The 17,335-nt window shown below is 71.9% G+C and carries 17 protein-coding genes and 1 pseudogene; 9 read left to right on the top strand and 9 right to left on the bottom strand.

Annotated elements, in window-relative coordinates; all coding sequences use genetic code 11:
• Window positions 1-235, top strand: a 235-nt coding sequence (locus ACFTXQ_RS34975; protein ID WP_382649204.1) for a hypothetical protein, incomplete at its 5' end; no start/stop codon positions are given.
• 172 nt (window positions 236-407) lie between these two features.
• Here ACFTXQ_RS34975 and ACFTXQ_RS34970 read toward each other — a convergent pair.
• Window positions 408-1,049: a DNA-3-methyladenine glycosylase gene (locus ACFTXQ_RS34970; protein ID WP_382649201.1), complete on the bottom strand. Its 642-nt coding sequence runs from the start codon at window positions 1,047-1,049 to the stop codon at window positions 408-410.
• 97 nt (window positions 1,050-1,146) lie between these two features.
• On the opposite strand from ACFTXQ_RS34970, the gene ACFTXQ_RS34965 reads away from it, so the two are divergent.
• The 3 genes from ACFTXQ_RS34965 to ACFTXQ_RS34955 all read left to right on the top strand — a co-directional run bounded on the left by ACFTXQ_RS34965 (window position 1,147) and on the right by ACFTXQ_RS34955 (window position 3,180).
• A complete protein-coding gene (locus ACFTXQ_RS34965; protein WP_382649198.1) occupies window positions 1,147-1,929 on the top strand; it encodes a sporulation protein in 783 nt (260 codons plus the stop codon).
• A 64-nt stretch (window positions 1,930-1,993) separates the two neighbouring features.
• Entirely contained in the window at window positions 1,994-2,527 is a 534-nt protein-coding gene (locus ACFTXQ_RS34960) for a YbhB/YbcL family Raf kinase inhibitor-like protein (RefSeq protein WP_382649195.1), read from the top strand.
• A 149-nt stretch (window positions 2,528-2,676) separates the two neighbouring features.
• Window positions 2,677-3,180, top strand: coding sequence for an HNH endonuclease (locus ACFTXQ_RS34955; protein ID WP_382649192.1), 504 nt, complete (start codon window positions 2,677-2,679; stop codon window positions 3,178-3,180).
• 45 nt (window positions 3,181-3,225) lie between these two features.
• On the opposite strand, the gene ACFTXQ_RS34950 is transcribed toward ACFTXQ_RS34955, so the two are convergent.
• From ACFTXQ_RS34950 to ACFTXQ_RS34935, 4 genes are all read right to left on the bottom strand, one after another.
• Window positions 3,226-3,996 carry a sulfite exporter TauE/SafE family protein gene (locus tag ACFTXQ_RS34950; RefSeq protein ID WP_382649215.1) on the bottom strand — a complete coding sequence of 257 codons (771 nt, stop codon included), beginning with the start codon at window positions 3,994-3,996 and terminating at the stop codon, window positions 3,226-3,228.
• 96 nt (window positions 3,997-4,092) lie between these two features.
• The gene (locus ACFTXQ_RS34945) at window positions 4,093-5,079 is read right to left on the bottom strand and encodes an SPFH domain-containing protein (RefSeq protein ID WP_382649189.1); all 987 of its coding nucleotides are present in this window, start codon (window positions 5,077-5,079) and stop codon (window positions 4,093-4,095) included.
• Window positions 5,080-5,163: 84 nt separating this feature from the next.
• On the bottom strand, window positions 5,164-5,592 hold the full coding sequence (locus ACFTXQ_RS34940) for an NfeD family protein (protein ID WP_382649186.1): 429 nt from the start codon (window positions 5,590-5,592) through the stop codon (window positions 5,164-5,166).
• Between the two features lie 79 nt (window positions 5,593-5,671).
• Window positions 5,672-6,472, bottom strand: coding sequence for an ABC transporter ATP-binding protein (locus ACFTXQ_RS34935; RefSeq protein ID WP_382649183.1), 801 nt, complete (start codon window positions 6,470-6,472; stop codon window positions 5,672-5,674).
• A 133-nt stretch (window positions 6,473-6,605) separates the two neighbouring features.
• Here ACFTXQ_RS34935 and ACFTXQ_RS34930 point away from each other — a divergent pair, with 133 nt between their 5' ends.
• On the top strand, window positions 6,606-7,385 hold the full coding sequence (locus tag ACFTXQ_RS34930) for a hypothetical protein (protein ID WP_382649180.1): 780 nt from the start codon (window positions 6,606-6,608) through the stop codon (window positions 7,383-7,385).
• 156 nt (window positions 7,386-7,541) lie between these two features.
• Here the strand turns inward: ACFTXQ_RS34930 and ACFTXQ_RS34925 are convergent, their stop codons facing one another.
• The 3 genes from ACFTXQ_RS34925 to ACFTXQ_RS34915 form a co-directional block, all read right to left on the bottom strand.
• The gene (locus ACFTXQ_RS34925) at window positions 7,542-7,787 is read right to left on the bottom strand and encodes a chaplin (protein ID WP_382649177.1); all 246 of its coding nucleotides are present in this window, start codon (window positions 7,785-7,787) and stop codon (window positions 7,542-7,544) included.
• 139 nt (window positions 7,788-7,926) lie between these two features.
• Window positions 7,927-8,580 carry a response regulator gene (locus ACFTXQ_RS34920; RefSeq protein ID WP_382649174.1) on the bottom strand — a complete coding sequence of 218 codons (654 nt, stop codon included), beginning with the start codon at window positions 8,578-8,580 and terminating at the stop codon, window positions 7,927-7,929.
• The gene (locus ACFTXQ_RS34915; RefSeq protein ID WP_382649212.1) at window positions 8,573-9,706 is read right to left on the bottom strand and encodes a GAF domain-containing sensor histidine kinase; all 1,134 of its coding nucleotides are present in this window, start codon (window positions 9,704-9,706) and stop codon (window positions 8,573-8,575) included. Before ACFTXQ_RS34915 ends, ACFTXQ_RS34920 begins: the two co-directional genes overlap by 8 nt.
• 181 nt (window positions 9,707-9,887) lie before the next feature.
• Here ACFTXQ_RS34915 and ACFTXQ_RS34910 point away from each other — a divergent pair.
• The 3 genes and pseudogenes from ACFTXQ_RS34910 to ACFTXQ_RS34900 form a co-directional block, all read left to right on the top strand.
• Window positions 9,888-10,598, top strand: a pseudogene (locus ACFTXQ_RS34910) (SDR family NAD(P)-dependent oxidoreductase); the annotation flags it as partial.
• Between the two features lie 209 nt (window positions 10,599-10,807).
• A complete protein-coding gene (locus ACFTXQ_RS34905) occupies window positions 10,808-11,863 on the top strand; it encodes an S-adenosylmethionine:tRNA ribosyltransferase-isomerase (RefSeq protein WP_382649209.1) in 1,056 nt (351 codons plus the stop codon).
• A 308-nt stretch (window positions 11,864-12,171) separates the two neighbouring features.
• Window positions 12,172-12,831, top strand: a complete 660-nt coding sequence (locus ACFTXQ_RS34900; RefSeq protein ID WP_382649171.1) for a transglycosylase SLT domain-containing protein — start codon at window positions 12,172-12,174, stop codon at window positions 12,829-12,831.
• Between the two features lie 107 nt (window positions 12,832-12,938).
• Here ACFTXQ_RS34900 and ACFTXQ_RS34895 read toward each other — a convergent pair whose 3' ends face one another.
• On the bottom strand, window positions 12,939-15,512 hold the full coding sequence (locus ACFTXQ_RS34895) for an FHA domain-containing protein (protein WP_382649207.1): 2,574 nt from the start codon (window positions 15,510-15,512) through the stop codon (window positions 12,939-12,941).
• A gap of 268 nt (window positions 15,513-15,780) precedes the next feature.
• Between ACFTXQ_RS34895 and ACFTXQ_RS34890 the strand changes: the two genes are divergently transcribed.
• A complete protein-coding gene (locus tag ACFTXQ_RS34890) occupies window positions 15,781-17,229 on the top strand; it encodes a streptophobe family protein (protein WP_382649168.1) in 1,449 nt (482 codons plus the stop codon).
• The last annotated feature ends 106 nt before the right edge of the window (window positions 17,230-17,335 follow it).

Below are 17,335 nucleotides of genomic sequence, written 5' to 3'. Positions count from 1 at the left end.
TCCACCGAAGTGGACGGGGTATCAACTTCTGGCGTTGATTTTTGGCACGCTGTTGAGTTCTCAAGGAACGGACGCTTCCTTCGTACTCACCCTCAGTAACACTTACTGGGGCTTTCCTCCGGGCTTTCGTTCTGTGTTCCCAACTCTACCAGATCATTTCCGCGCCGTTTCCGGTTTCGGATTTGAATTCGGTGGCCGTTGGGGGCCTTTGCCTTTCGGCGTTCCACCACATTAGCGCTTATCCCTTGCGGCTCATAATCGGGCCGGTCGGATTCGAATTCGGGCATGCCGAAATCGACCCCGCCAGGGGTAAGTCGTAGGTAGTGGGTTGGCCACTCCGGGGGTCTGCCGATAGCAGTGCCCCGTTCAAGCGGCTCGGGCTACGTTAGGCGTCCGGCAAGGCCGAGTCAAGTTGAGCGGCGGCGTGGCGCGTGGGCCCGGTAGGGGCTCACCGTCGGGTCGTGCGTGATCCAGAAGCGGTAGGGATGGGCCGCGCCGGCGCCGCCGACTCCCGTGCGGGGGCCGCTGCTCACCAGGTCGGGTGAGGTAGGGGTGCCTGCGAGGAGGGACAGGGGCGACTCGGCGCCCGCGCAGAGGTCGGTGCCGTCGAGGGAGCGGTCCACGTCCAGGGCCGTGGCCAGACGGGCCGGGCCTTTGGCCAGTTCTCGGGGGTATCTGGCGGAAATTCGGCGTTTGGCAGCCAGCTCGGCGCCCACCGTGATCTCGCCGGCGCGCACCAGGACCCCGCTCGCGTGGTCGGGCGGGCCGCACACCAGGTTGAGGCTGAACCACATGCCGTAGATGAAGTAGACGTACGCGTGTCCGGGCGGACCGAACATCGATGCGTTGCGCGCCGTGCGGCCGCGGTAGGCGTGGGAGCCCGGGTCCGACTCTCCCCCGTACGCCTCCACCTCCGTGATGCGCAGTTCGATGGGGCCTTCCGGGGTACGGCGGACCAGGGTGCGGCCGAGGAGGTCCGGGGCCACGGTGAGGACCGGCCGGTCGAAGAAGGACCTGGGCAGGGGCGTACGGTCAGGGCGCGCGCTCATCCGGTCGAGCGTAGTGGAACGCGCACACCTGCAACCGGGGCCTAAGGTTCCGCGTTGGTAAGGGGTAGTCGCACAAGCCTTCAAGGGGAGTCAGAGCATGGGGTTCAGGAAGCTGTTCGCGAGCCTGGGTGCCGGTGGTGCTTCGGTGGACACGATCATCACCGAACCGAACGTCGTGCCGGGCGGCATCGTCCAGGGCGAGGTCCGGATCCAGGGCGGATCCGTGGAGCAGCAGATCGAGGGGCTGTCCGTCGGGCTCCAGGCGCGCGTCGAGGTGGAGGGCGGCGACCAGGAGTACAAGCAGGACGTCGTCTTCACCAAGCAGCGTCTCGGGGGCGCCTTCCAGGTGCAGCCCGGCGCGCTCCACGTGGTGCCGTTCGGGCTGGAGATCCCGTGGGAGACGCCGATCACCCACTTCGGCGGTCAGCACCTGCACGGGATGAACATCGGGGTCAGCACCGAGCTGGAGATCGCGCGGGCCGTCGACGCGGGCGACCTCGACCCGATCAACGTGCACCCGGTTCCGGCGCAGCAGGCGATCCTCGACGCGTTCCGGCAGCTGGGCTTCACCTTCCGCAGTGCGGACATGGAACGCGGGCACATCCGCGGGACGCGGCAGACGCTGCCGTTCTACCAGGAGATCGAGTTCCTGCCGCCGTCGCAGTACCGGGGCCTGAACCAGGTCGAGCTCACGTTCGTCTCGGACGGGCGGGAGATGGACGTCGTCCTGGAGATGGACAAGAAGCCGGGGCTGTTCAGCGAGGGCAGTGACACCTACCGCTGCTTCCAGGTGGGGCTGCAGTCGTACCAGGGCACCGACTGGGCGGCTTACCTGAACCAGTGGATCGCGTCCGTCGGTTCCCAGCGCAACTGGTTCTAGGCTCCTAGGCTCGGACCGCTGCACGTATTGCACGCGTGCATCCGATCCGAGCAGGAGGACAGCAGTGGCCGAGCAGAGCAGGGCGCCTCTTCCGCACGACTTCCACCCCGAGGTGCACGAGTTCACCGTGACCAGCACGGATCTCGCGCCCGGGGCCGATCTGGATGACGCCCAGGTGAAATCGGGCGGGGACCGCTCGCCGCAGCTGCGCTGGGAGGGTTTCCCGGAGGGGACGAAGAGCTTCGCCGTGACGTGCTTCGACCCGGACGCGCCCACCGGCAGCGGGTTCTGGCACTGGGTGCTCTTCGACCTGCCGGTCTCGGTCACCGAGCTGCCGGCCGGGGCGGGCGGCGGGAAGTTCGAGGGGCTGCCCGCCGGGGCCGTGCACGTACGGAACGACTACGGGACGAAGGACTTCGGCGGGGCGGCTCCGCCGGCCGGGGAACGGCACCGGTACGTCTTCACCGTGTACGCGGTCGATCAGGAGAAGCTCGGTCCCGGTGACGACGCGTCGCCCGCCGCGGTCGGGTTCAACCTCCGCTTCCACACGCTCGGGCGGGCTCAGCTCATCGGCGAGTACGAGGCCCCCGCGCGCTGATCCTTCGCCGAGCGTTTGCCCGGTCCTGGTCTAAAGAAGGCCTGGACCGGGCATTTTTATTGCGTTGTCCCGCGTGGCGCGCGCGGCCAGAGTGGTTGCGGGCCCTGCCGCCGCTGTGGTCGCGGGCCTGCACACGGGAGGTGGGCGAGATGCGGGACACGCTGGTGCTGAATGCGAGCTTCGAGCCGCTGTCGACGGTGACCCTGAACCGGGCGGTGGTCCTGGTGCTCCAGGACAAGGCCGTCGTCGAACAGTCGCATCCCGATCTGCGTGTGCGCGCGGCCACGATGGATCTGCCCATGCCCCGGGTGATCAGGCTCTGCAGGTACGTACGGGTGCCGTTCCGAAGACATGCCCCCTGGTCGCGGAGGGGGGTGCTGGTCCGGGACCAGCACCGGTGTGCGTACTGCGGGAAACGCGCGACGACCGTGGACCACGTACTGCCCCGCGCCCAGGGCGGTGGGGACACCTGGCTGAACACGGTGGCGTCCTGCGCCGAGGACAACCACCGCAAGGCGGCGCGGACTCCGGAGGAGGCGGGGATGCCGCTCCTCCGGAAACCCTTCGTGCCGTCCCCGGCGGACGCGATGCTGCTGGCCCTGGGCGTGGCCGGGCGGGACGTGCTGCCGGAGTGGCTGGAGCGCTCGGCGTAGCCGTTGGTGCTGGGCGGCGTGGCGTGCGTAATTTCGCTACGTCGCTCAGCGGACCAGCAGTTGGACGATCGCGATGGTGCCGACGGTCACGATGACCGCGCGCAGGACGGCCGGCGGGAGGCGGCGGCCGACCTTGGCTCCGATCTGGCCGCCGATGGTGGAGCCGACGGCGATGAGGAGCACGGCCGTCCAGTCGAACTCGGCGACGAAGAGGAAGAAGACGGCCGCGATGCCGTTCACCATGGCCGCGACGACGTTCTTGACGGCGTTGATGCGCTGGAGGTCCTCGCGGAGCAGCAGGCCCATCAGGCCGAGGTAGAGCACGCCCTGGGCGGCGCCGAAGTAGCCTCCGTACGCGCTGGAGAGCAGCATTCCGGTGAGGAGTACGGGGCCGCCGTCGGGGTGGCCCGGCTCGGCTCCGGCTGCTTCCTGGCGCTTGCGCAGGGCTGCGGCGAGCCGGGGCTGGAGTACGACGAGGACGAGGGCCAGCCCGATGAGGACCGGCACGATCGTGTCGAAGGAGTCGGACGGCAGGGTGAGGAGCAGGATGGCGCCCGCGAGTCCGCCGGCGAGGGATACGGCTCCCAGCCGCAGGATCCGGGCGCGCTGGCCCTGGAGCTCCTTGCGGTAGCCGATGGCTCCGCTGATGGAACCGGGCACCAGGCCGAGGGTGTTGGACACGTTGGCGGTGACCGGTGGCAGCCCGGTGGCGAGCAGTACCGGGAAGGTGATCAGGGTGCCGGAGCCGACGATGGTGTTGATCGTGCCCGCACCGATGCCGGCGCCGAAGACGGCGAGTGATTCCCAGATGGACATGGACATGGACGGAGCCATCCCCTTTGCGTGAGTGAGTCGCCTCCCCGCCATGAAGGTCGAGGGGCCTCACTGATCATGCACGAGGGGGTGACCCGTTCAGTCGATGGGGGGCTGTTCGCGGCGGTCGGTGCCGGATGCGTCGGAGGGGGTGCCGTGGTTGCCCGCGTCCTTGCCGGAGTTCTGCGGGTTGAAGCCGGACGCGCCGCCCAGGGGGCCGAAGTTGCCCATGGCGCCGGAGAGGCCCTTGAGCGCGTCGCCGATCTCGCTGGGCACGATCCAGAGCTTGTTGGCGTCGCCCTCGGCGATCTTCGGGAGCATCTGGAGGTACTGGTAGGCGAGGAGCTTCTGATCGGCGTCGCCGGCGTGGATGGACTCGAAGACCGTACGGATGGCCTGTGCCTCGCCCTCGGCGCGCAGGGCGGCGGCCTTGGCCTCACCTTCGGCGCGGAGGATGGAGGACTGCTTCTCGCCCTCGGCGCGCAGGATCTCGGACTGCCGGACGCCCTCGGCCTGGAGGATCGCGGCGCGCTTGTCGCGGTCGGCGCGCATCTGCTTCTCCATCGAGTCCTGGATGGAGGTCGGCGGCTCGATGGCCTTGAGCTCGACGCGGTTGACGCGGATGCCCCACTTGCCGGTGGCCTCGTCGAGGACCCCGCGCAGGGCGGCGTTGATCTCCTCGCGGGAGGTGAGGGTCCGCTCCAGGTCCATGCCGCCGATGATGTTGCGCAGGGTGGTGACGGTGAGCTGCTCGATGGCCTGGATGTAGCTGGCCACCTCGTACGTCGCGGCGCGGGCGTCGGTCACCTGGTAGTAGATGACGGTGTCGATGTTGACGACCAGGTTGTCCTGGGTGATGACCGGCTGCGGCGGGAAGGGGACGACCTGCTCGCGGAGGTCGATCCGGTTGCGGATCGAGTCGATGAACGGGACGACGATGTTGAGGCCCGCGTTCAGGGTGCGGGTGTAGCGGCCGAACCGCTCGACGATGGCGGCGCTGGCCTGCGGGATCACCTGGATCGTCTTGACCAGTGCGATGAAGACCAGAACCACCAGAATGATCAGGACGATGATGATCGGTTGCATGCGGTTCCCCGTGCCCTTCCGGCTGTCTGTGCTGCCCCGTTGAACGGAGTCTCGCAGACCGGGGGCCCGCGAGCAGGCTGCTTGTCACATGACGACGGCAGTGGCCCCGTCGATCTCCACGACGTCGACGGACTGGCCGGGTTCGAAGCTGCTGCCGGCGTCGAGGGTGCGCGCCGACCAGATCTCGCCGGCGAGCTTGATGCGGCCGCCGCTGCCGTCGACGCGTTCGAGGACGACGGCGCTCCTGCCCTTCAACGCGTCTATTCCGCTGCGGTGTTGGGGTCGCTGGTCGCGGTGCCGGTTGGCGATCGGCCGGACGACGGCGATGAGCGCGACCGACACGATCACGAAGACCAGGACCTGCGCCACCACTCCCCCGCCGAGGGCCGCCGTGACGGCCGCCGCGACGGCGCCGACGGCGAACATGCCGAACTCGGGCATCGCGGTCAGGACGAGGGGGATGCCCAAGCCGACCGCGCCGATGAGCCACCACACCCATGCGTCGATGTCCACATGGTCATGGTAGGTCGGGTGGGCGCGGTCGGGACAGAGTGCGACTGCCCGTAGCCGTCCGTTGCCGTGCTTCCCCGTACTAGCGGAGCGGCAGGCCCTGGGCGGTCCAGCGGTCGTGGTCGTTGCGCTCGACGACCAGCGGGAGGCCGAAGCAGATCGAGAGGTTGCGGGAGGTCAGTTCGAGGTCGATGGGGCCCGCGGTGACCACCTTGCCCTGGCGGATCATCAGGACGTGGGTGAAGCCGGGGGCGATCTCCTCGACGTGGTGCGTGACCATGACCATGGAGGGGGCGAGCGGGTCGCGGGCGAGGCGGCCGAGGCGGCGTACGAGGTCCTCTCGACCGCCGAGGTCCAGGCCGGCGGCGGGCTCGTCGAGGAGCAGCAGCTCGGGGTCGGTCATCAGGGCGCGGGCGATCAGGGTGCGCTTGCGCTCGCCCTCGGAGAGGGTGCCGAACTTGCGGTCGAGGTAGTCCGACATGCCGAGGCGGTCCAGGAACGCGCGGGCGCGCTGCTCGTCGACCTCCTCGTACTCCTCCTGCCAGGTCGCGGTCATGCCGTAGGCGGCGGTGAGCACGGTCTGCAGGACGGTCTGCCGCTTGGGCAGCTTGTCGGCCAGCGCGATGCCGGCGACGCCGATGCGCGGGCGCAGCTCGAAGACGTCGCTGCCGGGCTTGCCGAGGGTGCTGCCGAGGATCGTGGCGGCGCCCTTGGTGGGGAAGAGGTAGCTGGAGGCGAGGTTCAGCAGCGTGGTCTTGCCGGCGCCGTTGGGGCCGAGGATCACCCAGCGCTCCCCCTCCTTCACCGACCAGGAGACCTGGTCCACCAGAGCCCGGCCCTCGCGGACCACGGATACGTCCACCAGCTCCAGAACATCGCTCATGAGCGTGTTGTCACCCCTTGCAGTCACGGTTCTCTGTGCGCCGGTAGGCGCAGCCCCAGGGGAAAACCTACGCCACTCGGGGAGGGGTCCGGGGCCGGGGCCGGGTCGGGGGTGGGGTCCGTAGAGTTGGAGGATGCTTTTCGAACCACGTTCAGGGCGGCTGGCCGCCTGGGGGAACGCACTGCTGGCCGGTCTGGTCTCGCCCGACGAGGCCGTGTTGTCGATCGTGGGCGAGGACGCCGTGCACCGGGTGGAGGGGCTGCCCGGGGAAGCGGGTCCGGTGGGGCTCACGCTGGCGCTGGGGCGCCTGCGGGCGCTGGGGGTGACCGGGCTGCGGGTGGCGCTGCCGGCGCCGGGGCATCCGCTGGGGCTGAGCGGGCCGCCGGAATTCAACGCGCGGGCGCTGGAGGCCGAGGAGGCGGTCGTCGCGGTGGGCGCCGCGGTGGGGCTGGTTCCGGAGGTGTACGAGGCCGGGCCGGCCGGGGATGTGCACGTGTCGGTGACCTGGCACTGCCTGCCGGTACGGGAGGCGCCGCCGGCGGACGTGCCGTCGCTCGGCGAGGCCGAGCGGGAGCTGGCGGAGGCGCTGCGCGAGGCCACCGTGACGCTGACCCGGCTGGACGTGGCGGGGTCGGGGCCGGCGGCGGAGGCGGCGCTGTCGGCGTACCGGGCGCGGGCGGAGGGCGCCGGCGGGGAGATGCTGGCGCCGGGGTATCCGGCGCGGGCGGTACGGGTGCTGGCGCTGGCGCAGCGGGTGGACCTGATGGTGTCGCTGGCGTACGAGAACGGGCACGGCGGGGCGGTTGCCGCCTCGGAGATGGCGGCGCGGGCCGAGGCCTTGCGGCCGGTGGAGCGGGTGGCTCGGCGGGCGCTCGTCGCGGCGTACAACTCTGCCGTTGAGGCGCACGGGTAGCCTCCGGCTCGGGGGCGGGGTACGGGTGGCTGCGCCCGGCCTCCTGGGGCTCCGCCCCGGACCCCGCGCCTCAAACGCCGGCGGGGCTGAATTCGTGGCTCGGCCCCGCTTCCCGGGGAGAGGGGGGAAGCGGGGCCGGGGAAAAAGGGTGCCGGGTCAGGCGTTGACGCCCGTGTTGCCCCAGGCGCCGTTCAGCAGGCCGATCACCGTGACCGCGTTGCCGACCACGTTGACGGGGACGTGCACGGGAGCCTGGATCAGGTTCCCGGAGGCCACGCCGGGCGAGTTCAGGGCCTCGCCCTCCGCCGACGCACCGCCGTGCGCCGAGGAGACACCGGCGCCGGCGGCGACGAGGCCGCCCGCGATCATGGTGACGGCTGCGGCCTTCTTGAAGTTCTTCACGTTCTTCGTCCTCCAGTACGTCTGCCGCGACCAGCCGCCGCGGCACGTCATCAAGAACGGTCATCCGACGAACCGGATACGCCATGTGGGCGACATACACCCGACCGTATGAATCTCAGGTCGGAAGGAGACGCTCCGTTCAGTCCGTGATTCCGTGCCTGACCGCCCACAACGCCGCCTGCGTCCGGTCCGCGAGGTCCAGCTTCATCAGGATGTTCGACACGTGGGTCTTGACCGTCTTCTCGGAGAGGACCAGCGCGCGGGCGATCTCCCGGTTGGAGCGGCCGTCCGCGATCAGGCCCAGGACCTCCCGTTCGCGGTCGGTCAGCGCGCCGCCGCGGCCCGTCGCCGGGGCGTGGTCCTCCTGCGCGAGCAGGGTGGAGGCCACCTCCGGCTGGAGGAGGACGTGGCCGGCGTGGACGGAGCGGATGGCTCCGGCCAGCGCGTCGGGGTCGATGTCCTTGTAGACGTATCCCGCCGCGCCGGCCCGCAGGGCGGGGACCACCGTCCGCTGTTCGGTGAAGCTGGTGACGATCAGGACCCGGGCCGGGTTCGCCTGCTCCCGCAGCCTGCGCAGGGCCTCGATGCCGTCGGTGCCCGGCATCTTGATGTCCATGAGGATCACGTCGGGCCGCAGCTCCTCGGCGCGGGCGATGCCCTCCTCGCCGTCGGAGGCCTCGCCGACCACCTCGATGTCGTCCTGGACCTCCAGGAAGGTGCGCAGGCCCCGGCGGACCACCTGGTGGTCGTCGACCAGCAGGACGCGGATTCGGCTCGGGCCGTTGTCAGCCACCGGGGACCTCCATCTCGATCGTGGTGCCCTTGCCGGGCGCCGAGTGCACGGTGAGCCGGCCGCCGACTCCGCTCGCACGGTCCCGCATCGAGACCAGGCCCAGGTGGCGGCCCGCGCGGCGGACGGTCCCGGTGTCGAAGCCCTTGCCGGAGTCGGTGACCTTGAGGACAGCTCCCCCGCCGCCCGCCCGGGCCAGTGTGACCTCGACGCGGTCGGCTTCGGAGTGGCGCAGGGCGTTGTGCAGGGCTTCCTGGGCCACGCGCAGGAGGGCTTCCTCCTGCGTCGCGGGGAGGGCCCGTACGCCGTCGCAGGTGAAGGTGACGTGCGCGGTGTGCGCGCGGTCCAGTACGTGCACGTGGGTCCTGAGGGTGGCGACGAGGCCGTCCTCGTCCAGCGCGGCCGGGCGGAGCTCGGTCACGGCGGCGCGCAGTTCGTCGGCGGCCTCCGCGGCCAGGGCGGCCACCTGCTGGAGCTCGCCCTTGGCGCGGGCCGGGTCGCGGTCCACGAGGGCGGCGGCGGCCTGCGCGGTGAGGCGGAGCGAGAAGAGCTTCTGGCTGACGGCGTCGTGCAGCTCGTGGGCGAGCCGGGAGCGTTCCTCGGCGATGGTGAGCTCGCGGCTGCGCTCGTAGAGCCGGGCGTTGGTGAGGGCGATCGCGGCGTGCTGGGCGAGGAGGGAGAGGAGTTCCTGGTCCTCGTCGGTGAAGCCCTGCGGCCCCTTCTTGTTGGCGAGGAAGAGGGCGCCGAGGATCTCCTCGCCGTCCCGGATCGGCAGGCCCAGGAAGTCCGACATCTCGGGGTGTGCGGCCGGCCAGCCCTCGAAGCGCGGGTCCTGTCGTACGTCGGCCAGCCGCTGGGGGCCCTCCTGATGGAGCATCGCGGCGAGGATGCCGTGCTGGCGGGGCAGGGGGCCGATGGCCCGCCACTGCTCCGGGCTGATGCCGTCGACGACGAACTGGGCGAAGCCGCCGTGGTCGTCCGGGACGCCCAGGGCCGCGTACTCGGCGTCGAGGAGTTCGCGGGCCGACACGACGATCGTGCGCAGGACGTCGCGGACCTCCAGGCGGCGGCTCATGGCGAGCAGCGCGCTGCTCACGGCGGCCAGGCCGCTGCGGGGTCCGCCGTACATGGGGCTACCGGTCATGGCCTCACCGTACCCGCGGCTCTGACCTGCGGGATCGGGCCGTGGGCGTAGGTCGAAGGGACCTGCCGGGGTGGGGCCGGCGGCCGACGCGGCGGCGGGGTCCGGGTTCCTAGCGTGGGGGCATCCGCTGAATCCGCGGATCGGAACGAAGGCAAGGGGTGAGGTCATGTCGGTGGCGATGGTGACGGGGGCCTCGCGGGGGCTGGGCCGGGCGCTGGCCGGGGAGCTGGCGGCGCGCGGCTGGGACCTCGTCTTGAATGCACGGGGCCTGGGTGCGCGGGGCGCGCCGGCGCTGGAGGAGACGGCGGCCGGGCTGGCGGGGGCCGCGGGGGTACGGGTCACGGCGGTGGCCGGGGACGTGTCCTCGGCGGCGCACCGGGCGGCGCTGGTGGCGGCGGCGCGTGGGCTGGGCGGGCTGGACCTGCTGGTGAACAACGCGGGGGTGCTGGGGGCGGAGCCGCTGGTGCCGTTGGCATCGCACCCGCTGGACGGGCTGCGGGAGGCGTTCGAGGTCAATGTGGTGGGGCCGCTGGGGCTGGTCCAGGAGGGGCTGCCGCTGCTGCGGGCCTCGGACGCGGGGGCGGTGCTGAACATCAGCTCGGACGCGGCGGTGGTGGCGTACGCGACGTGGGGGGCGTACGGGGCGACCAAGGCGGCGGGAGATCTGATGTCGGCGGTCCTGGCGGTGGAGGAGCCGGGGCTGCGGGTGTGGTGGGCGGATCCGGGTTCGATGCGGACGCGCATGATGGCGGCGGCCGAGCCCGGGGAGGACCTGGCGGGACTCCCCACGCCGGAGGAGGTGGCCCCGGCGCTGCTGCGGCTGGTGGCGGAGCGCCTGCCGAGCGGCCGCTACACGGCCGAGAGGCTGGCCGAGGGTCTCGCGGCGGGCCGGACCGGCGGGGACCGTGGCGAGCCCGGGGCGGAGCCGGGCGCGGGGGCGGGCGCGGCGCGGGCCGGGGGCCCGGGGGCCGGAGCCTCCGGGTCCGGATCAGCGGGCCGGGCGCATGAGGCCGTGGCCCCGGGGACAGGGGGCGGGCGGTGAGGGGGTGGGCCGCGGTACCGGAGAAGGGACTGTATATACCGGACATTCCGCCGGGGCTTTCGGCGCGGGTGCCGGCCGAGCAGCGGGGGCCGGGGCTGGGGCGGGACTCGGTGCGGCTGCTGGTCTCGCGGGGCAGGGAGGAGGTGGCCCTGCACGCCTTCCGGGAGCTGCCGGGGCTGCTGCGTCCGGGGGACGTGCTGGTGGTGAACACCTCGGCCACGCTGGCGGCGGCCGTGGACGCCCGGCTGGGCCGCGAGGAGCTGGTCGTGCACTTCTCCACCCGGGGGGACGACGGGCGCTGGGCGGTGGAGCTGCGCGACCCGGCCGGGCGGGGTACGACCCGGCCGCGGGCCGGGGGGCCCGCGGGGGCCCTCGTAAGGCTGCCGGGCGGCCACGGCCTCGTACCGGAGGAGCCGCTCGTGGCGGGGGCGGACCGCCTGTGGTGGGCGCGGCCATCGCCCTCACTGGAGGCGGCGGGCGTACCGTCGCTGCTCGCGGCGTACGGGCGGCCGATCCGGTACGCCTACACGGAGCGGGACCAGCCGCTGTCGGCCTACCGGACGGTGTTCGCGGTGCCGGGCGCCGACGGGGCGGGCTCGGCGGAGATGCCGAGCGCCGCGCGGCCCTTCACGGCGGAGCTGGTGGCACGGCTGGTGAGCCGGGGGGTGCAGTTCGCGCCGCTGACCCTGCACACGGGGGTGGCCTCGCAGGAGGCGCACGAGCCGCCGTACCCGGAGCGGTACGAGGTGCCCGCGACGACGGCGTGGCTGGTGAACGCGGCCAGGGCGGCGGGCGGCAGGGTCATCGCGGTGGGGACCACGGCGGTGCGGGCGCTGGAGTCGGCCGCGGACGGGGCCGGGGTGGTGCGGGCGGCCGGGGGCTGGACGGACCTGGTGGTGACCCCGGAGCGCGGGGTGCGGGTGGTGGGCGGGCTGCTGACCGGTCTGCACGAGCCGCAGGCGTCCCATCTGCTGATGCTGGAGGCGGTCGCGGGGCGTGAGGCCGTACGGCTCGGGTATGCGGAGGCGGTGGCCCGGCTCTGCCTTTGGCACGAGTTCGGGGACGTCCACCTGCTACTCAGGGATGAGAGCCGTCACTGATTGCGTTGCTCCAGCAACGCTCGGTGAAACCGTTACGTGCTCGATGTGAGCCCGCACATAGGACGCACATCACTTACGAAGGACCCTAGTGGACGTGTAAACGTCCTGTCAGTACGGGTGCGCCTAGCGCCGGGGCCGGAAATCGGGCCTCGGCGCCCGCCCCTGATCCACTAAGCGGGATCGTACGTCACACCTTTGCCACAAGTTTTTGCCACCGCTAAGAATTGCCATCGCCGCACAGCGCCGCGGATCCCCGATCCACGCGGCGCTTTCCTGCGGCCCCCGCGATTCGAAGAGGTTGCCCGCTTATGTCTGCTGCTTCCAGCACTCCCGGTCACAGTCGTCTGACGAAGGCACACAAGCTGTCCATCGCCGGCGTCGCCACGTTCAGCGCCGCCGCGCTCGCCTTCTCCCTCGTCCCGGCGGACTCCGCCGAGGCCGAGACGGTCGCCGCCGCGCCCGTCGCCTGGACGAAGGTCGTCGACGGTGCCCAGACCAAGGCCGTGCAGCAGCACCTCTCCGTGCAGCAGATCGTCGCAGACAAGGCCGCCAAGGACGCCGCCAAGGCGAAGGCCGAGGCCGCCGCGAAGAAGGAGCGCGAGCAGAAGGAGGCCGCGAGCCGGTCCGCCGCCCGCACCCCCGTCTTCGCGAACAACCTGGACGGCTGGATCAAGGAAGCGCTGTTCATCATGAAGCGCGAGGGCATCCCGGGCACCTACGCCGGTATCCACCGCAACATCATGCGCGAGTCCAGCGGTAACCCCCTGGCCATCAACAACTGGGACATCAACGCCCAGAACGGCATCCCCAGCAAGGGTCTGCTCCAGGTCATCTACCCGACCTTCAAGGCGTACCACGTCAAGGGCACCAAGTTCGACCAGTACGACCCGGTCGCGAACATCGTCGCCGCCTGCAACTACGCGGCCGACCGCTACGGCTCCATGGACAACGTCAACAGCGCCTACTAGGCCTGCCGGCACTCCCATGCCCCCCCACGCGCCTCAGGGCGGCCCCCGGTGTTCCGGGAGCCGCCCTGAGGCGTTTCACTTGCGCGTACGGGTGACCGTACGGGGTGTTACTTGCCGGCCCGCATGACCTCGGGCTCGTGGCGGCGCAGCAGGCGCTGGACCGCGAAGCCGCAGGCGATGCCGAGGAGCAGCAGGACGGTGATGTTCAGGCTCCACTGGCCGACCGTGGCGTCCCAGAGCGGGTCGGTGTTGGTCGGGTTGTCCGCGTCCCACGGCGGCATGAGCTTGCCGAGGTTCAGCGTGGTGCCGGCGGCGGCGATGGCCCAGCGGGACGGCATCAGCCAGGCGAACTGCTCCAGGCCCGGGGAGTCGTAGACCTGGAAGAGGATGCCGGTGAAGACGACCTGGACGATCGCGAACATGACCAGCAGCGGCATGGTCTTCTCGGCGGTCTTCACCAGCGAGGAGATGACCAGGCCGAACATCATCGAGGTGAAGCCGAGCGCGATGACCGACAGGCAGATCTCGACGGCCGGCGGCATGATCAGGCCCTCGGTGGGCAGATCGCGCGGGAAGAAGCCGATCGCGCAGATGATCACGCCCTGGATGGCGGTGATGATGCCGAGGACGATCACCTTCGACATGAGGTACGCGGACCGGTACAGGCCGGTCGCGCGCTCACGTTCGTAGATCACGCGTTCCTTGATCAGCTCACGGACCGAGTTGGCCGCGCCGGAGAAGCACATGCCGACCGCGAGGATCAGCATGATCGTGCCGGCGTCGCCGTTGAAGCGGGACGGCGCGACCGGCGGGGCGAGGCCGAACTTCGCGGGGATCACCGTGGAGACCACGCCGAGGACGGCGGGCAGGAGCACCATCAGGGCCAGGAAGCCCACGTCCGAGGCGATCACCGAGACGTAGCGCCGGATCAGCGTCCACAGCTGCGAGCCCCAGCCCTGCGCCTTCGGCGGCATCATCTGCTGCGGCGGCATCGCGACGGCCTGCGGGGCGACCGAGTCGAGGTCGGCGGCGTACAGCTGGTAGTGCTGCGAGCCCTTCCAGCGGCCGGCCCAGTCGTAGTCGCGGTAGTTCTCGAAGGCCGAGAAGACGTCCGCCCACGTGGTGTAGCCGAAGAAGTTCAGGGCCTCGTCCGGCGGACCGAAGTACGCGACCGAACCGCCCGGGGCCATGACCAGCAGCTTGTCGCAGAGGGACAGCTCGGCGACGGAGTGGGTGACGACGAGGACCGTGCGGCCGTCGTCGGCGAGGCCGCGCAGCAACTGCATGACGTCGCGGTCCATGCCCGGGTCGAGGCCGGAGGTCGGCTCGTCCAGGAAGATCAGCGACGGCTTGGTGAGCAGCTCCAGGGCCACGGACACGCGCTTGCGCTGACCACCGGAGAGCGCGGTGATCTTCTTGTCCTTGTGGATGTCGAGCTTGAGCTCGCGCAGCACCTCGTCGATGCGGGCGGCGCGCTCGGACTCGGCGGTGTCGCCGGGGAAGCGGAGCTTGGCCGCGTACTTGAGGGCCGTGCTGACCTTCAGTTCCTTGTGCAGGATGTCGTCCTGCGGGACCAGGCCGATGCGCTGGCGGAGCTCCGCGAACTGCTTGTACAGGTTGCGGTTGTCGTAGAGGACCTCACCCTCGTTGGCGGGCCGGTAGCCGGTGAGCGCCTTGAGGAGGGTCGACTTGCCGGAGCCGGACGGGCCGATGACGCCGATCAGCGACTTCTCCGGGACGCCGAAGGTGACGTCCTTGAGGATCTGCTTGCCGCCGTCGACGGTGACCGTGAGGTGGCGGGCCGAGAACGAGACCTCGCCGGTGTCGACGAACTCCTCGAGGCGGTCACCGACGATGCGGAACGTCGAGTGGCCGACGCCGACGATGTCGTTCGGACCGAGCACCGCGGTGCCGGACTTGGGCAGCGGCTGGCCGTTGACGTAGGTGCCGTTGTGGCTGCCGAGGTCGTGGATCTCGAAGCGGCCGCCGGGCATCGAGCGGAACTCGGCGTGGTGGCGGGAGACCTGGAGGTCGGAGACGACCAGCTCGTTCTCCAGCGCACGGCCGATCCGCATGACGTGGCCCAGCGAGAGCTGGTGGAACGTCGTCGGGCTGCGGTCGCCGCCGTACCCGGGGGCCGCACCGCCCTGCGCCGGGCGGGAGGCGGCGGGGCCGCCGCCCTGCTGGTGCGGGAAGTTCGGCTGCTGCGCGTGGTGCTGCTGTTGCTGCTGCGCGTGGTGCTGCTGTTCCCAGGCCTGCTGCTGGGGCTGCTGCTGCGGGACCTGGAAGGCGGGGGCCTGGGCCGCCGCCTGCTGCGGCTGGGCGTATGCCTGCGCCGGGGCCTGCTGCGCGTGCGGCTGCTGCACGTGCGGCTGCTGCACGTGCTGGGCGGCGGCCGGCTGGGGCGCCGCGGCGGCGACGGGATTCAGCCGCGGGCCGTCGGTCGCGTTGCCCAGGTGGACCGGCGTGCCGGGCACGAGCTCGGCCTGCTGCACCCGAGCCCCGTGCACGTAGGTGCCGTTGGTGCTGCCGTGGTCCTCGATGCCCCAACCACGGCCGTTCCAGCTGATGGTGGCGTGTCGCCACGACACCCGGGCGTCATCGATCACCACATCTCCCTGGGGATCACGCCCCAGCGAGTACGACCTGGACGGATCGAGCGTCCAGGTCCTTCCGTTCAATTCCAGTACGAGTTCCGGCACTCCAGCCCCACTTAAGTCCCCCGAGAATCCCCCATGACGTCAGGGAGTCTAGGGATGGCGAACATCCGGGGGAACTATTTCAGGCCCACGGCCGTATGTGGAATCCGGGCCTTGCCAGGGCGTCTACGACCGGCCGTTGACGGGGTCGAAAGTCACCCGGAGAGTGAGATACGGGACTTCTCGCCCGGCGGTCCGGCCTGCCGGTCCACTCGGGCGGCTCGGGCCGACGCTCATCGGGGGACCGCGCATGCGCCGTATTCGTTGGGGAGATGTGATCCTGTCCGGCGTCGCCGCCGTGGGCTGGTCCCTGGCCGTGATGGCCGGGGTGGCCGCGCTCGGCCTGCACCTGCTGGGCGCGGACGGGAGCGGGGGCTCGCTCGGCGCGATGACGGCGGCCGTGGTGGTCCTGGCCGTGGGCGGGACCGTGACCCCGTCGGGGGACCTCTCGGTCTTCGGGGTCGGCGGGGTCGGCGCCGAATCCTCCCTGGACGTCATGCCCTTGGGGGTGGGGCTGGCCGGAGCGCTGGTCCTGGCGCGGGTGTTCCTCCGCTCGCTGCGGGCCGGTGCGGCGCCCGGCGAACCGGCCGCCCGGGTCGCGGTGGTCGTCGCACTGCTCGTCGCCGCGGCGGGCGGGCTGGCGTGGGCCGGGCACGACGCGGTCACCCTCGACGGGGCCGTGCTGCCGGTGCCGGGGGCGCCGCCGAAGGTGGAACTCCCGGGGATCGGGGACATCGGCGGGCTGCTCCCGGACCGGGTCGGTGACCTGATCGGGGCGCGCGGCCGGGTGGGGTTCTCGGTGGTGCCGGGTCCGACGCTGATGGGCGCCGGCGTGTGGGCGCTCGGGGTCCTGGCCGTAGCCCTGGCCGCTTCGCGGCGCGGACCGGCGGCGCTCGCCCGGCTGCGGCCGGCGGTCTCGGCGCTGGTGACCGTGCTGCTGGTGGCGGTGGCCGCCGGGCTGGCGGCGGCGGTGTGGGCCGCGGCGGGCGACGGGCATCCGGGGCGGGTGCTCGGGGCCGCGCTGCTGGGGGCGCCGAACGGGGCCTGGCCGGGGGTGCTGCTCGGGCTGTTCGTCCCGCTGCGCGGGCAGGCCACGGGGGAGGCAGGGCGGTGGCTGCCCGACCCCCTGGACGGGGTGCTGGACGGGCAGCCGGTGACGGTGGCGCGGCTCGCGGAGTACGACGGGCGGGTGTGGCTGCTGGTCGCGGGGGCGGGGCTGCTGCTGCTCGCCGCGGGGGTGCTGGCGGCCGTACGGACTCCCGGGCGCGGGATCGGAGGGTGCGCGGCGCGGCTGTCGGTGGTGACGGGGGTGGGGGCGGGGATGCTGGCCTGGGTGACGGGGGTGTCGGCGGACGCGTCGGTGGCGGTGCTGGGGCTCGATGCGGTGGGTGCCGGGGTGTCGGTGCGGCCGTCCGTGCCGTACGCGGTCCTCCTGGGGGCGGCGTGGGGCGCGGCCGCTGGTGCGGCGGGCGCCGCCCTCGTGGGCCGCCGGCGCCCGGGGCCGGGGCCGGGGCGAGCTCCCGACGCCCCCACGGCCCCGCACGGGTGGGGCCGGCCCCACCCGTACCGGGATCCGGACGTCTCCTGGGACGTGACGGTCACCGGCATCCCGCCGCGTCCCCCCAGGCCCGCGCGCCCTCCCCAGCGCCCTCCGTTCACCCCACCGCCCCCACCGAAGCCACCGGGGCCGCCACGGTGAGGGTGCCGCTGCGCGGGGCGTGTCCCCTACCCGCCCTTCCACCGTTCCTCCCCCCGCTACCGCTGGGAGGTGCCCCCAGGGGCTCCGCCCCGGACCCCGATACGTG

The organism is Streptomyces sp. NPDC057010 (assembly GCF_042673805.1).
In the GTDB taxonomy this organism is placed as follows: Bacteria; Actinomycetota; Actinomycetes; order Streptomycetales; family Streptomycetaceae; genus Streptomyces.
The sequence above is the reverse complement of the archived record's forward strand: the minus strand, read 5'-3'. Positions and strand labels throughout refer to the sequence as shown.

Bases quoted from the DNA above. Each gene is read 5' to 3' on its own strand.
- ACFTXQ_RS34970 (WP_382649201.1), bottom strand. From the start codon at position 1,049: ATGAGCGCGCGCCCTGACCGTACGCCCCTGCCCAGGTCCTTCTTCGAC.
- ACFTXQ_RS34965 (WP_382649198.1), top strand. From the start codon at position 1,147: ATGGGGTTCAGGAAGCTGTTCGCGAGCCTGGGTGCCGGTGGTGCTTCG.
- ACFTXQ_RS34955 (WP_382649192.1), top strand. From the start codon at position 2,677: ATGCGGGACACGCTGGTGCTGAATGCGAGCTTCGAGCCGCTGTCGACG.
- ACFTXQ_RS34950 (WP_382649215.1), bottom strand. From the start codon at position 3,996: ATGTCCATCTGGGAATCACTCGCCGTCTTCGGCGCCGGCATCGGTGCG.
- ACFTXQ_RS34945 (WP_382649189.1), bottom strand. From the start codon at position 5,079: ATGCAACCGATCATCATCGTCCTGATCATTCTGGTGGTTCTGGTCTTC.
- ACFTXQ_RS34935 (WP_382649183.1), bottom strand. From the start codon at position 6,472: ATGAGCGATGTTCTGGAGCTGGTGGACGTATCCGTGGTCCGCGAGGGC.
- ACFTXQ_RS34930 (WP_382649180.1), top strand. From the start codon at position 6,606: ATGCTTTTCGAACCACGTTCAGGGCGGCTGGCCGCCTGGGGGAACGCA.
- ACFTXQ_RS34915 (WP_382649212.1), bottom strand. From the start codon at position 9,706: ATGTACGGCGGACCCCGCAGCGGCCTGGCCGCCGTGAGCAGCGCGCTG.
- ACFTXQ_RS34900 (WP_382649171.1), top strand. From the start codon at position 12,172: ATGTCTGCTGCTTCCAGCACTCCCGGTCACAGTCGTCTGACGAAGGCA.
- ACFTXQ_RS34890 (WP_382649168.1), top strand. From the start codon at position 15,781: ATGCGCCGTATTCGTTGGGGAGATGTGATCCTGTCCGGCGTCGCCGCC.